Genomic DNA, 12741 nt, shown 5'->3' on the forward strand with positions numbered 1-12741 from the left:
CATGCAACTGATCTGGCTGCGTAGCGACCTGCGCGTTCACGATAATACTGCCCTGACCGCTGCCATGGAGCGCGGTCCGACGCTGGCGGTTTACCTGCTCAGCCCGGCGCAGTGGCGCAGCCACGACGACGCTGACTGCAAGGTGGATTTCTGGCTGCGCAATCTGGTCGAGCTGGAAAAGGCGCTGGGCGCGCTGAACGTACCGCTGTTGATTCGCGAAGCCGATACCTGGGATCAGGCACCTGAAGTGCTGTCGACACTGTGCACGCAGTTCAAGGTCGAAGGCCTGCACCTCAATCAGGAATACGGCATCAACGAAACACGCCGTGATCAGGCGGTGCAAAAGGCGATGGAAAAAGCCGGTGTGCAGGTCACCAGCTACCTTGATCAGCTGTTGTTCAAGCCGGGTAGCATACTGACCAAGACCGGCAATTATTTTCAGGTGTTCACCCAGTTCAAGAAAGTCTGCTACAACCGGATGCACCAGGCCATGCCGCAGCCGGTGCGCACACCCAAGGCGCAGCAATCACTGTCGATCAAAAGCGATTCGATCCCTGATCAGGTCAAGGGCTTTGCCACGCCCTCGAAAGCATTACGTGACCTGTGGCCAGCAGGCGAGGCCGAAGCCAGACGGCGCATGGCGACCTTCGCCGACGCGCAAATCAGTTATTACAAGACCGAACGCGACTTTCCCGCCAAGCCCGGCACCAGCCAGCTGTCAGCGTATCTGGCGGCAGGGGTGATTTCGCCGCGCCAGTGCCTGCATGCGGCGCTGGGCAGCAACCAAGGGGAATTCGAAACCGGCGACGTTGGCACTGTGACCTGGATCAACGAGCTATTATGGCGAGAGTTTTATAAACACACGCTGGTCGGCTACCCTCGTGTATCACGTCATCGTGCCTTCCGCCCGGAAACCGAGGCGTTGAAGTGGCGCGATGCCCCCGAAGAACTGCTGGCGTGGCAAGAGGCGCGTACCGGACTGCCGATTATTGACGCAGCAATGCGCCAGTTGCTGGAAACCGGATGGATGCACAATCGGCTAAGGATGGTCGTTGCGATGTTCCTGACTAAGAACCTGTTGATCGACTGGCGCGAGGGCGAGCGCTTTTTCATGCGCCACCTGATCGATGGCGACCTGGCGTCGAACAACGGCGGCTGGCAGTGGAGCTCGTCCACAGGCACCGATTCGGCACCCTACTTCCGTATTTTCAATCCGCTGTCGCAGTCGGAACGCTTCGACCCCGAAGGTGTGTTCATCAAGCACTGGCTGCCAGAGCTCGCCGATCTGAATAAAAAGCAGATTCATGACCCCGCGTCCATCGGCGGCCTGTTTGGCGCTGCCGACTACCCGAAACCCATCGTCGACCTGAGCAAAAGCCGCGCCCGCGCCCTGGCAGCGTTCAAAGCGCTCCCGGCTCGACAGCCGGCCGCAGGAGTCGAACATGGCTGATTTCCTGCATCGCTTCGCCGAAGGTTTTGCCGCGCTGAACAAGGACAACCTTGATCAGGTCGCCGAGCTTTATAGCGACGACGTGTCGTTCAGCGACCCGATGCACGATATCCACGGCCTTGCCGCCATGCGCCGCTATTTCGGCGAGCTGTACGCCAACGTCCAGGACCTGCGCTTCGACTTCCATGCCTTCGACGAGGTTCGCCCCGGCGAGGGCTATCTGGTCTGGACCATGAGTTATTCGCATCCGCGTCTAGCCGCCGGCCGGACAATTCAGGTAGAAGGCTGTTCGCACCTGAAGTGGCACGACAAGGTTTATCGACACCGGGATTACTTCGATGCCGGTGCATTGCTCTACGAACATCTGCCCATCATGGGTCGAGTCATCCATTGGCTGAAGAAGAGGTTGGGATGAGCACTCCTGTTGCACGACGCATCTGGTTGACCGGAGCAAGCAGCGGCATTGGTCTGGCGCTGGCCAAAGAACTGCTCAACGCCGGACATCGGCTGGCGTTGACCGCACGAACGCTTGAACCGCTGCAGAACCTGGCGACTGTTTACCCGACCCAGGTGCTGCTGGTGACAGGCGACATCACCGAGCCTGCGCAGGTCAAGGCCATGGCCGACCTGATCGCGCAGCAATGGGGAGCGTTGGACACCGCTATCTTCAACGCGGGTACCTGTGAATACATCGACGTGCGGCAGTTCGAAGCGGCAATGGTCGAGCGCGTGGTGCGCACCAACCTGCTGGCCAGCAGTTATTGCATCGAGCAAGCACTGCCGCTGTTACGCAAGGGGCATCAGCCGCACCTGGTCGGCGTGGCCAGTGCGGTGACCTACCTGGCGCTACCTCGCGCAGAAGCCTATGGCGCGTCGAAGGCCGGCCTGCGTTATCTGTTTGAAGCGCTGCGTCTGGATCTGGCCAGCGAGAACATCGACGTTACAGTGGTCAGCCCCGGATTCGTCGACACGCCCCTGACGCAGAAAAATGATTTCCCCATGCCGATGCGCTGGCCTGTCGAGAAGGCCGCCAAGCATATCGCCAGCAGACTGGGGCGCAACAAACGCCCACTGGATATCGCCTTCCCGGCGCTGTTCATTTTCAGCATGCGCGCGCTGGCAATGCTCCCGGCACGCGCCAGACTTGCCCTCGGCAAACGCATGGCGCGGACCGAGTCGTCGAATAAGGATGCGCAATGAAAATCGCCGTCATTGGTAGCGGGATCGCTGGCCTGACCAGTGCCTACCTGCTCAACCGCGCGCATGAGGTGACAGTGTTTGAGTCCTCCGACTGGATCGGCGGGCACACTCATACGGTGGACGTGCAGGTCGAAGGCCGGGCTTACGCCATTGACACCGGTTTCATTGTCTTCAACGACTGGACCTACCCCAATTTCATTCGCTTGCTGAGTCAGCTGGGTGTTGGCTTCAAGCCCGCCGAAATGAGCTTTTCGGTGCACGACCCGCGCACCGGCGTGGAATACAACGGCAACAACCTCAACAGTCTGTTCGCACAGCGCAGCAACCTGCTGTCACCCAGGTTCTGGGGCATGCTGCGCGATATCCTGCGTTTCAATCGTCAATCGGTCGATGACCTGGAAAACCAGCGTATCGCGGCCGACACCACGTTGGGCGAGTACCTGAAGAGCGGCGGCTACGGGCAGCGCTTCATCGATCACTACATCGTGCCCATGGGCGCGGCCATCTGGTCGATGTCGCTGGCCGACATGCTCGGCTTTCCCCTGCAGTTCTTCGTGCGCTTTTTCAAGAATCACGGCCTACTCTCGGTCACCCATCGGCCGCAATGGTGCGTGATCGAAGGTGGCTCCAGAAGTTATGTCGAACCGTTGACAGCCTCGTTCCGCGAGCGGATTCGTCTGTCATGTCCGGTTACACGTGTCGAGCGCGACAGCGAAGGTGTGACGCTGCACAGCGCCATGGGCAGCGAACGTTTCGACAAGGTGGTGTTTGCCTGCCACAGCGATCAGGCCCTGGCCCTGCTGGCGCAGCCATCGAGTGCCGAGCAGTCGATTCTCGGCGCGCTGCGCTATGCCGAAAACGACGTGGTGCTGCACACCGACACGCGACTGCTGCCCAAGCGCAAACTGGCCTGGGCCAGCTGGAACTACCGGCTGGGCGGCAGCGAACAGCAATCGGCAGCCGTCACTTATGACATGAACATCCTGCAAGGGATCGACAGCGACACAACCTTCTGCGTCAGCCTCAACCAGACCGCAGCCATCGACCCGGCCAAAATCCTCGGCCGCTACCGTTACGCGCACCCGCAATACAGCCTTGATGCAATCGCCGCGCAGGCGCGCTGGGAAGAAATCAATGGCGTCGACCACACCTGGTACTGCGGCGCGTACTGGGCCAACGGCTTTCACGAAGACGGCGTTGTGAGCGGCTTGCGTGTCGCCCAGGCGTTTGGTGAAACGCTTTGAACAGTGCGCTCTACAGTGGCTGGATCAGCCACCGGCGGTTTGCGCCGCGTGCCCATGAGTTCACCTATCGGATAGGCCTGCTCTATCTGGATCTGGATGAACAGGACAGCGTGCTGGGGCTTTCGCCGCTGGCTGGCAGCAAGCGTTTCGCGCCCTTCTCGTTCCGCGAACGTGACTACCTGCCAGCACTGACCGGGCAAGGCATGAGCCTGATAGAGGCGGTCCGCGAGCAGGTTGGCAAAGCGCTGGGCCGCATACCATCAGGTCGCGTCTGCCTGCTGACCCAGGCACGCAGCTGGGGCTTGTCGTTCAATCCGGTAAGCTTTTTCTACTGCCATGAGGCAGACGGCACACTGGCAGGCATTCTCTGTGAAGTCACCAACACACCGTGGGGCGAACGCTACAGCTATGTGCTGCCCGCGACAGGTGAAGGGCATCAGTATTTCGCAGTGGCCAAGGCCTTTCACGTTTCACCGTTTTTGCCGCGCGACCTTGAATACCGCATGAGTTTCAGCCAGCCCGCCGAGCGGATTGGTGTGCACATGGCTGACTGGCAAGGCGAGCTGAAAATGTTCGACGCCACGCTCAACCTGACCCGTCAGAACCTCAGCCGCCAGACGCTGCATCGTTACCTGATCACTTACCCGTGGATGACCGCCAAAACATGTTTGGCGATTTATTGGCAGGCGATGCGTCTGCTGGTCAAGCGCATCCCCATTTTTTCTCATCAGGCCGCCGACGGTGAGTACCGTGCTGCCGCCGCTCAAACCAAGGACTCACGCCATGAAAAGCAGTAGCAGTAGTTTTTCTGCCAATCTGGGCACCAATGGTCTGACGGCCAATATCCTGCGCCGAGGTGTGCTGCGACAACTCGCAGGCCTGCGCAATGGCCAGTTGGTGGTTATCGATTCGGGAGAGCGCCATGTGTTCGGCAAGACCGGCGCGTTGATTCAGGCGGAAATTCATATTCTCGATTCCGCAGCCTGGGGCATGGTTGCCAGCAACGGCTCCATCGGCGCTGGCGAGGCGTTTATTCACGGCTACTGGACCACTCCGGACCTGACAGCGGTAGTCCGGGTGTTTGTCAGCAATCTGGATGTGCTGGATGCAATGGAAGGCGGCGTGGCTCGCCTGACCCGCCCGTTCATTCACGCCCTGCACTGGCTCAATCGCAATACGCGCGAAGGCTCGCAGAAAAACATCGCCGCTCATTATGACCTGGGCAACACGCTGTTCGAGCAATTTCTCGACTCGACGATGATGTATTCCGCCGCACAGTTCCTCAGCGAAGATGACACGCTGGAGCAGGCGCAGTTGAATAAACTGGAACGCATCTGTCAGAAGCTGGCCCTGAAACCTGAAGATCACCTGCTGGAAATCGGCACAGGCTGGGGCAGCATGGCTATCTATGCTGCGCAGCATTACGGCTGCCGGGTGACTACCACGACCCTGTCCAGAGAACAGTTCGCCTACACCGAACAACGCCTGATCAAACTGGGCCTGCAGGAACGCGTCACGCTGCTGCTGACCGACTACCGGGACCTGACCGGCGAATATGACAAGCTGGTGTCCATCGAGATGATCGAAGCGGTCGGCCATCGTTTTCTGCCGACGTACTTCAAGCAATGCGCGAACCTGCTCAAAAGCAACGGCATGATGCTGCTGCAGGCGATCACCATCCGCGAGCAGCGTTATGCTCAGGCCAAACGCAATGTGGACTTCATCCAGCGTTACATCTTCCCCGGTGGTGCCCTGCCCTCGGTGGCGAAAATGCTGGACATTGTCGGCAGCGATACCGACATGAACCTGCTGCACATGGAAGATTTCGGCCTGCACTACGCGCGCACGCTGCGCCTGTGGCACGACAACTTCAAACACGCCCACGGCAAACTGGCAGAACTGGGTTACGACGAACACTTCCTGCGTCTGTGGGAGTTCTACCTGTGCTACTGCGAAGGCGGCTTTCTGGAACGGACCATCGGTACGGCGCAGCTACTTCTGGCCAAGCCTGATGCCCTGCGCGAACCCTTGCTTGGGCGCTTCAATGCTTAAATCAATCGCCAACGCGCTGCTCTTTCAGATCGGCTGGTTCGCCTGCGTATTGGGCGGTAACAGTTACTGGCTGCTGATTGCAGTCGGCGTGCTGGCGGTGCATTTTCTGTGGATCAGCTCATGGGCAGCCGAAGGCCGGCTGATTCTGACCGTGACCTTGATCGGTATCGTGCTGGACAGTGCCTTGATGACACTCGGCGTTTTTGATTTCGGCACGGGCGGCTATCTCTTGCCGCTGTGGCTGGCGCTGTTGTGGGCGGTGCTGGGCACCACGCTCAATCATTGTCTGGCGTGGACCGCAAAGCCGCTACGGCGCGCCGCCGTGCTGGGCGCTATTGGCGGCCCGATGTCGTACTATGCCGGCTCACAACTGGCTCAGGTCCACCTTCCCCTCGGAGTGTGGCCTGGCATGCTGGTGCTGGGGCTGGTCTGGGCGGGTGTATTTCCCCTGCTGCAATGGCTGGCAGCACGCGCAGCCAGACAATCGGGAGAAACGCTCTGAACGCTACACTCATTCCGCTCGCAGACATTCAAAGCGAAACGGAAGTCACCTGCTCGACCTGCGCAGCCTGCTGTTGCCAACTGGAGGTGATGCTCATCACCGACACGGGCGTGCCTGAGCGCTACATTGATACCGACGAGTGGGGTGGCGAGGTCATGTTGCGTCTGGACGACGGCTGGTGTGCGGCACTGGATCGCAACACCATGATGTGCACGATCTACGAGAAACGCCCGCTGATCTGCCGTGAGTTCGAAGCCGGAGCAGAAGACTGCCTGAACGAACGCAAAGGGATTGCGACGGCTTATCTGTAAAAAATGCTGCTGACTTGACGCTCATCATCGTTCCCACGCTCCGCGTGGTAATGCAGTTCGTGACGCTCCGCGTCACCCACCAGTTCTGCGACTTCAGGTGGATTGAGGTTCGACTCAGGTCACCTTTTCGCCCCTCGGCGAGTTACTTTGATGGGGCCAAAGTAACCAAAGCCTTTCGCTCCTGTTTCCGGCCCGACTTCGTCGGGTTCCTTCGCCCTGTCACTGATCCGGGGGCCGCCGCAACGGGCCATCCTTGGCCCGGTGCGGCTTGCTCGGCGTCCTGCCTCGCATCCCCCGGATCAGCGTCAGAACTCAGCCGTCACTAACGTCGCACTCTGCGTTGTCAGTGCCATCGCGATAAAAAAGCATTTTATGCGCAATGGCTTTGGGCAGGGCATTACGTTGTGCTGCAGCGAAGCGTTGGCACGAATGCCAGTCAAATCAGAACGGCATCTTGTAGTGCAGTGCGTAGCTTTCTATACCGTCGTTCGGCTCTTTGATGCCGGCGTTGGAATAGTGAGTCGCGCGGATGCCGACTTCATGCCCGCCCGCGAAGCGCAGACCGAAACCGATGCGGTCTTCGAAGTTGAAGGCAGAACCGAACTTGCGATCTTCAACCTGGGTGTTCGAGAACACCGAGACGCCGATACCGGCCTCTACGTAAGGCTTGACGTTGCCGTTGCCGAACTCGTAGACCAGAACCGGGGAGAACGACAGGCTGTGGTTATCCTTGTAGTCCTTGCCATCCCAGTAGGTGTAAGCGCCGTCCCAGTAACCGGTCAGACGGCCAATGTCACTTTGCAGCCAGGTTTTATCCCAATCAAACTGCACGCCCAGACGATAGGTCATGGTCGACTCACCGGTCTGCCCGACCGAAAACTCAACACCGTCGGCTTGCGCCATTGAAGCTTGCCCTGCCAAAGCGGCCGAAATCACGGCCAGGCAAAAGAGTCTCTTCATGAGAAACGTCCTAAATATATAAAATTGTATGAAAGTGTTGAAATTCATCAGCCGCTTTTATAGAAGCCAGCGAGGTGAGGTTAGTTCACCCGAAAAGCGCCTTTTTTCACGTTTTTTTTACAAACGGAAGCTTCTCACATTGCCAGGATTTTGCGACAAAAAAGGTAGGATTTTTCTGAAATTGTCCGGTATGTCACTAGACCAATACATAGTCTCTCGCGCGGTGCCAGTGGCAAGAAGGCTGGAACGCGACAAAAGACGCTGCAACTGACGCGCTACCGCAGCCCCGGTGTCGATCAGGGTGACCGACTCGGGAAGCATTTCCCGTAGCAAAGGCTTGAGAAACGGGTAGTGAGTACAGCCGAGAATGATGGTGTCACAGCGCGCTGCCAGCAGCGGCTCGACATAATGCTGCAGCAATTGACGGATTTGCGGACTGACCAGATCGCCGGTTTCGATCAGTTCGACCAGCCCTGGGCACGGCTGGGTGACCACACGTACATCGCTGGCAAAACGGTCCAGCAACGCCGCAAAGCGGGCGCTTTGTAGCGTTCCGGTAGTCGCCAGCACGCCGACAACGCCGCAGCGAGTGGCCTCGGCAGCAGGTTTGACAGCAGGCTCCATGCCCACAATCGGCCAGTCCGGGTAGCGTTGACGAATGTGCGCCACGCCCGCAGCCGTCGCCGTATTACATGCGACGACCAGTGCCTTAGCACCCTGCTCGCGGAAGAACCCGGCAATTGTCAGGCACCGCTCGGTGATGAATTCAGGGGTCTTTTCGCCATACGGAATATGCCCGCAGTCCGCCAGATACAGCAGTGACTCGCTGGGCAGCAACTGGCGGATTTCATTGAGCACTGAAAGGCCACCGACCCCGGAATCGAAGATTCCGACAGGCGCATCGCTGGCGTAGCTCATCTGCATGTCAGGCATGTTCGCCCTGCCCGCTTGCTGCACTGCAAACGCTGCACGCCGGGTCGCGCTTGACTTTCAGTTCTCGGAAACGGGTACTCAAGGCATCAATCAATAACAGTCGCCCAACCATTGGCTCGCCAAAACCGGCCAGCAGCTTCAAGGCTTCCAGCGCTTGCAGGCTGCCAACCAGGCCAACCAGCGGGCCGATGACGCCGGCCTCGCTGCAGGTCAGTTCGGCTTCGCTGCCGTGACCGTACAGGCAGTGGTAACAAGGACTGTCGGCACGACGCGGGTCAAACACCGACAACTGCCCTTCAAGCCGAATGGCGGCACCGCTGACCAATGGCTTGCCAGCAGCGAAACAGGCGGCATTGACCGCTTCGCGGGTGGCGAAATTATCCGAGCAGTCCAGCACCAGATCGACAGCCTGTACCGCCGCCTCCAGTGAGTCGGTATCCAGCGCTGAGCGGTGAGCGACAAGAGTGATCTCGGGATTGATCGCCTTGAGCCGGGCGAGAGCCGAGTCTACCTTGGCCTGCCCGATGCTATGAGTGTCGTGGATAATCTGACGTTGCAGGTTGGTCAGGTCGACGTGATCAAAATCCGCCAGATGCAGTTCACCGACCCCTGCCGCGGCCAGATAAAGGGCCACCGGCGAACCAAGCCCGCCGACGCCGACGACAAGCGCACGACTTTGCTTGAGGCGCAGCTGGCCGTCGATATCAACGTGTTGCAGCAGAATCTGGCGACTGTAGCGCAGCAGCTCCTGATCACTCAGCACGGCTTGCATCCGAACGTGATGCGCTCGTGTTCACCCAGATCACGGCGGGTCTGGATGCGCTCGAAACCATGACGAATCAACAGTTCGCGCACCGCCGGGCCTTGATCGTAGCCGTGCTCCAGCAGCAGCCAGCCATCGGCGCTGAGGTGCGCCGGCGCGTCGGCAATGATCGTGCGCAAATCGTCCAGCCCGTCGGAACCGGCAGTCAACGCACTGCTCGGCTCGAAACGCACGTCACCGGCCGACAGATGCGGATCAGCGTCGGCGATGTACGGCGGGTTACTGATGATCAGATCAAACTGACGCCCTTCCAGCGCACTGAACCAGTGGCTGTTGAGCACCTGGGCGTTATCCAGTTGCAAACGTTGCCGGTTGCGTTCGGCCAGCGCGACCGCCTCGGGTACACGGTCCACCGCTGTCACTTTCCATTGTTGGCGCTCGTTGGCCAGCGCCAGCGCAATCGCCCCAGTGCCGGTGCCCAGGTCAAGCACCTTGGCGGGCGCGAACGCAGGCACCAGTTCCAGCGCTGCCTCGACCAGCATTTCGGTCTCTGGACGCGGAATCAGGGTATGCGGCGCTACTTCCAGATCGAGCTTCCAGAAACCTTGCTGACCGAGAATGTAAGCCACCGGCTCGCCCGTGCGTCGACGCTGCAGGTAACCTGCAAAGGCCAGTGCAGCCTCGGTGCTGACGATGCGCTCAGGCCAGGTATGCAGAAAGCTGCGCGGTTTGCCCAGCGCTGCCGCCAGCAGCAGCTCTATGTCGAGCCGCGCGGTCGGTGAATCGGGAAGCTCGGCGCTTCTTAACAAACTTGCGATGATGGTCATTTACTCACCCAGTGCCGCAAGTTGATCAGCCTGATATTCAGCGAGTAGCGGCTCTATCACTGCATCGACCCCGCCCGCCAGAACTTCATCCAGCGAATACAGAGTCAGGTTCACGCGGTGATCCGTCACTCGCCCTTGAGGGAAATTATACGTACGAATGCGCTCGGAACGATCACCCGACCCCACGAGCAGCTTGCGCTCGCTGGCAATGGCATTGGCCGCCGCGCTGGTCTGCTGATCATTCAGTTTGGCAGACAGCCAGGACATCGCCCGGGCTCTGTTCTTGTGCTGCGAACGCTCTTCCTGACACTCGACGACAATACCCGATGGCAAGTGGGTAATGCGGATCGCCGAATCGGTTTTGTTGACGTGCTGACCACCGGCCCCTGAGGAGCGATAGGTGTCGACACGCAGGTCGGCCGGGTTGATCTCGATCGCCTGTTGCTCGTCAGGCTCCGGCAACACCGCAACGGTACAGGCAGACGTGTGGATGCGGCCCTGCGACTCGGTCTCGGGCACGCGCTGCACACGGTGCGCGCCGGACTCGAATTTCAGCTTGCCATAGACACTGTCACCTTCGACGCGTGCAATGACTTCCTTGTAGCCGCCATGCTCGCCTTCGTTTTCGGACAGAATTTCCACCCGCCAGCCACGCCGCTCGGCGTAACGCGAGTACATGCGAAACAGGTCGCCGGAGAAGATCGCGGCTTCATCACCGCCGGTGCCCGCACGGATCTCCAGAAACACGTTGCGGCCGTCGTTCGGGTCCTTGGGCAACAACATGCGCTGCAATTGCGCTTCCAGCTCGACCAGTTGCTGTTTTGTTTCGCGAACTTCCTCGACGGCCATTTCGCGCATGTCCGGGTCGCTGTCCTTGAGCAGCGCCTGCGCGCCCTCCAGATCACCCTGCACCCTGATCAGCTGTTGGTAAAGCGCAACGACCGGCTCCACTTCGGCGTACTCACGGGAATAGGCGCGAAAGCGTGTCTGATCGCTGATCACTTCGGCATCGCCGAGCAGCGCGGTCAGTTCCTCGAAACGGTCGCTGAGGACATCCAGCTTATTGAGCAGTGAAGCTTTCATTGCGGGGTTTTATCCGTCGAGCCCTCACCGAGGGCAAAAAGTTCCTGGGCCATGGCCAGCGCATCGACGCGACCTTCGGCAGACAGCTTCTTGAGCTGCACGCTGGGTGCGTGCAGCAATTTGTTGGTCAGGCCGCGTGCCAGCTGGATCAATACGTCCTCGGCATTACTGCCGTTGGCCAGCATACGTTGCGCCTTGCTCAGTTCTTCGTCACGCAGCCGTTCGCTTTGCTGACGATAGGCGCGCAACACATCCACCGCCGCCAGTTCGCGCAGCCGCGACATGAAGTCTTCGGCACCCACGCTGACCAGTTGCTCGGCAGCCAGTGCGGCCCCCTGGCGACTCTTGAGATTTTCTGCCACCACTTCGTGCAGATCATCAACGCTGTAGAGGTAAACGTCGTCCAGTTCGCCGACTTCAGGCTCGATATCCCGTGGCACGGCAATATCGACCATGAAAATGGGTTTGTGTTTGCGCAGTTTCAGCGCACTTTCCACGGCACCCTTGCCCAGGATCGGCAACTGGCTGGCGGTGGAGCTGATCACGATATCGCTGTTGACCAGCTCGGCCGGGATATCCGACAGCAACACCGCATGGGCACCGAACTCGGCAGCCAGCATGCTGGCGCGCTCCAGCGTACGGTTGGCAACCACGATACGCTTGACGCCCAGGTCATGCAGATGCCGGGCGACCAGAGTAATGGTCTCGCCCGCACCGATCAACAAGGCCTGACTGCGTTGCAGGTCGCTGAAAATCTGTTTGGCCAGACTGACCGCGGCGAAGGCCACGGACACCGGGTTTTCACCAATTGCAGTGTCTGTACGCACCTGTTTGGCGGCGCTGAACGTGGCCTGAAACAGGCGACCCAGTAACGGCCCGACCGTTCCGGCCTCGCGCGCAACGGCATACGCAGACTTCATCTGGCCGAGAATCTGCGGCTCGCCGAGCACCAGGGAGTCGAGCCCCGAGGCGACACGCATCATGTGCCGCACGGCAGCATCGTCCTCATGGACGTAAGCGCTGGCACGCAGTTCTTCCAGGCTGAGGTGATGGTAATTGGCGAGCCAGGCAAGAATGCTGTCCGCACCGAGATGCTCGTGCTCGATGTACAACTCGCTGCGATTACAGGTTGAAAGAATCGCAGCCTCGCGACTTTCGGTCAGGTGGCAAAGCTGCTGCAACGCCTCCACCAACTGTTCCGGGGTAAATGCCACGCGCTCGCGAACGTCGACCGAGGCGGTCTTATGATTGATACCGAGTGCAAGGAAGGCCATTCAGGGTCGCAGGTGGTGACGTGAAGCCGGTAATTGTCCTACTTCAATAAGCTCAGAACAACCACCACATATTATTGTCCCACTACAATCGATCGTCGCAGCCTGCGTTTTCAGGCTGGCGACACTGCAAACACAAGCATTG

Annotated in this window: 14 protein-coding genes; 8 read left to right on the top strand and 6 right to left on the bottom strand. The window is 59.5% G+C overall.

The features are described from left to right. Position 1: 1 nt before the first annotated feature. From phrB to RYC17_RS19415, 8 genes are read left to right on the top strand one after another with little or no spacing between them, the layout of a single operon-like run. Positions 2 to 1450 (top strand): deoxyribodipyrimidine photo-lyase, encoded by a 1449-nt coding sequence (phrB, locus tag RYC17_RS19380; RefSeq protein ID WP_058402379.1) that lies wholly within the window; start codon positions 2 to 4, stop codon positions 1448 to 1450. Further along, positions 1443 to 1865, top strand: coding sequence for a nuclear transport factor 2 family protein (locus RYC17_RS19385; RefSeq protein ID WP_058402378.1), 423 nt, complete (start codon positions 1443 to 1445; stop codon positions 1863 to 1865). The genes phrB and RYC17_RS19385 overlap by 8 nt, the downstream gene beginning before the upstream one ends. Further along, a complete protein-coding gene (locus tag RYC17_RS19390) occupies positions 1862 to 2650 on the top strand; it encodes an SDR family NAD(P)-dependent oxidoreductase (RefSeq protein WP_316904146.1) in 789 nt (262 codons plus the stop codon). Before RYC17_RS19385 ends, RYC17_RS19390 begins: the two co-directional genes overlap by 4 nt. Further along, on the top strand, positions 2647 to 3894 hold the full coding sequence (locus RYC17_RS19395; RefSeq protein WP_316904148.1) for an NAD(P)/FAD-dependent oxidoreductase: 1248 nt from the start codon (positions 2647 to 2649) through the stop codon (positions 3892 to 3894). The genes RYC17_RS19390 and RYC17_RS19395 overlap by 4 nt, the downstream gene beginning before the upstream one ends. Beyond that, positions 3891 to 4691 (top strand): DUF1365 domain-containing protein, encoded by an 801-nt coding sequence (locus RYC17_RS19400; RefSeq protein ID WP_058402375.1) that lies wholly within the window; start codon positions 3891 to 3893, stop codon positions 4689 to 4691. Before RYC17_RS19395 ends, RYC17_RS19400 begins: the two co-directional genes overlap by 4 nt. Continuing rightward, positions 4678 to 5946: an SAM-dependent methyltransferase gene (locus RYC17_RS19405; RefSeq protein WP_058407989.1), complete on the top strand. Its 1269-nt coding sequence runs from the start codon at positions 4678 to 4680 to the stop codon at positions 5944 to 5946. The genes RYC17_RS19400 and RYC17_RS19405 overlap by 14 nt, the downstream gene beginning before the upstream one ends. Further along, on the top strand, positions 5939 to 6448 hold the full coding sequence (locus RYC17_RS19410; protein ID WP_230017537.1) for a DUF2878 domain-containing protein: 510 nt from the start codon (positions 5939 to 5941) through the stop codon (positions 6446 to 6448). The genes RYC17_RS19405 and RYC17_RS19410 overlap by 8 nt, the downstream gene beginning before the upstream one ends. After that, positions 6403 to 6759 (top strand): YkgJ family cysteine cluster protein, encoded by a 357-nt coding sequence (locus RYC17_RS19415; protein WP_058402372.1) that lies wholly within the window; start codon positions 6403 to 6405, stop codon positions 6757 to 6759. Before RYC17_RS19410 ends, RYC17_RS19415 begins: the two co-directional genes overlap by 46 nt. A gap of 441 nt (positions 6760 to 7200) precedes the next feature. Here the strand turns inward: RYC17_RS19415 and RYC17_RS19420 are convergent, their stop codons facing one another. The 6 genes from RYC17_RS19420 to hemA all read right to left on the bottom strand — a co-directional run bounded on the left by RYC17_RS19420 (position 7201) and on the right by hemA (position 12599). Further along, a complete protein-coding gene (locus RYC17_RS19420; protein ID WP_019742552.1) occupies positions 7201 to 7719 on the bottom strand; it encodes an acyloxyacyl hydrolase in 519 nt (172 codons plus the stop codon). Positions 7720 to 7836: 117 nt separating this feature from the next. Further along, positions 7837 to 8652, bottom strand: coding sequence for a glutamate racemase (gene murI / locus RYC17_RS19425; RefSeq protein WP_316904151.1), 816 nt, complete (start codon positions 8650 to 8652; stop codon positions 7837 to 7839). Further along, the gene (locus RYC17_RS19430) at positions 8645 to 9415 is read right to left on the bottom strand and encodes a molybdopterin-synthase adenylyltransferase MoeB (protein ID WP_316904153.1); all 771 of its coding nucleotides are present in this window, start codon (positions 9413 to 9415) and stop codon (positions 8645 to 8647) included. The genes murI and RYC17_RS19430 overlap by 8 nt, the downstream gene beginning before the upstream one ends. Beyond that, complete coding sequence (prmC, locus tag RYC17_RS19435; RefSeq protein ID WP_316904154.1) at positions 9409 to 10242, bottom strand: peptide chain release factor N(5)-glutamine methyltransferase; 834 nt, start codon at positions 10240 to 10242, stop codon at positions 9409 to 9411. Before prmC ends, RYC17_RS19430 begins: the two co-directional genes overlap by 7 nt. After that, complete coding sequence (gene prfA / locus RYC17_RS19440; RefSeq protein ID WP_002552150.1) at positions 10243 to 11325, bottom strand: peptide chain release factor 1; 1083 nt, start codon at positions 11323 to 11325, stop codon at positions 10243 to 10245. Continuing rightward, positions 11322 to 12599, bottom strand: coding sequence for a glutamyl-tRNA reductase (gene hemA / locus RYC17_RS19445; protein WP_002552149.1), 1278 nt, complete (start codon positions 12597 to 12599; stop codon positions 11322 to 11324). The genes prfA and hemA overlap by 4 nt, the downstream gene beginning before the upstream one ends. Positions 12600 to 12741: the final 142 nt, after the last annotated feature.

The sequence above is a fragment of the Pseudomonas syringae group sp. J248-6 genome, assembly GCF_032586995.1.
In the GTDB taxonomy this organism is placed as follows: domain Bacteria; phylum Pseudomonadota; class Gammaproteobacteria; order Pseudomonadales; family Pseudomonadaceae; genus Aquipseudomonas; species Aquipseudomonas amygdali.

Coding starts and splice junctions, on each gene's coding strand:
- phrB (WP_058402379.1), top strand. CDS start 2: ATGCAACTGATCTGGCTGCGTAGCGACCTGCGCGTTCACGATAATACT.
- RYC17_RS19385 (WP_058402378.1), top strand. CDS start 1,443: ATGGCTGATTTCCTGCATCGCTTCGCCGAAGGTTTTGCCGCGCTGAAC.
- RYC17_RS19390 (WP_316904146.1), top strand. CDS start 1,862: ATGAGCACTCCTGTTGCACGACGCATCTGGTTGACCGGAGCAAGCAGC.
- RYC17_RS19395 (WP_316904148.1), top strand. CDS start 2,647: ATGAAAATCGCCGTCATTGGTAGCGGGATCGCTGGCCTGACCAGTGCC.
- RYC17_RS19405 (WP_058407989.1), top strand. CDS start 4,678: ATGAAAAGCAGTAGCAGTAGTTTTTCTGCCAATCTGGGCACCAATGGT.
- RYC17_RS19410 (WP_230017537.1), top strand. CDS start 5,939: ATGCTTAAATCAATCGCCAACGCGCTGCTCTTTCAGATCGGCTGGTTC.
- RYC17_RS19415 (WP_058402372.1), top strand. CDS start 6,403: ATGGCTGGCAGCACGCGCAGCCAGACAATCGGGAGAAACGCTCTGAAC.
- RYC17_RS19420 (WP_019742552.1), bottom strand. CDS start 7,719: ATGAAGAGACTCTTTTGCCTGGCCGTGATTTCGGCCGCTTTGGCAGGG.
- murI (WP_316904151.1), bottom strand. CDS start 8,652: ATGCCTGACATGCAGATGAGCTACGCCAGCGATGCGCCTGTCGGAATC.
- prmC (WP_316904154.1), bottom strand. CDS start 10,242: ATGACCATCATCGCAAGTTTGTTAAGAAGCGCCGAGCTTCCCGATTCA.
- prfA (WP_002552150.1), bottom strand. CDS start 11,325: ATGAAAGCTTCACTGCTCAATAAGCTGGATGTCCTCAGCGACCGTTTC.
- hemA (WP_002552149.1), bottom strand. CDS start 12,599: ATGGCCTTCCTTGCACTCGGTATCAATCATAAGACCGCCTCGGTCGAC.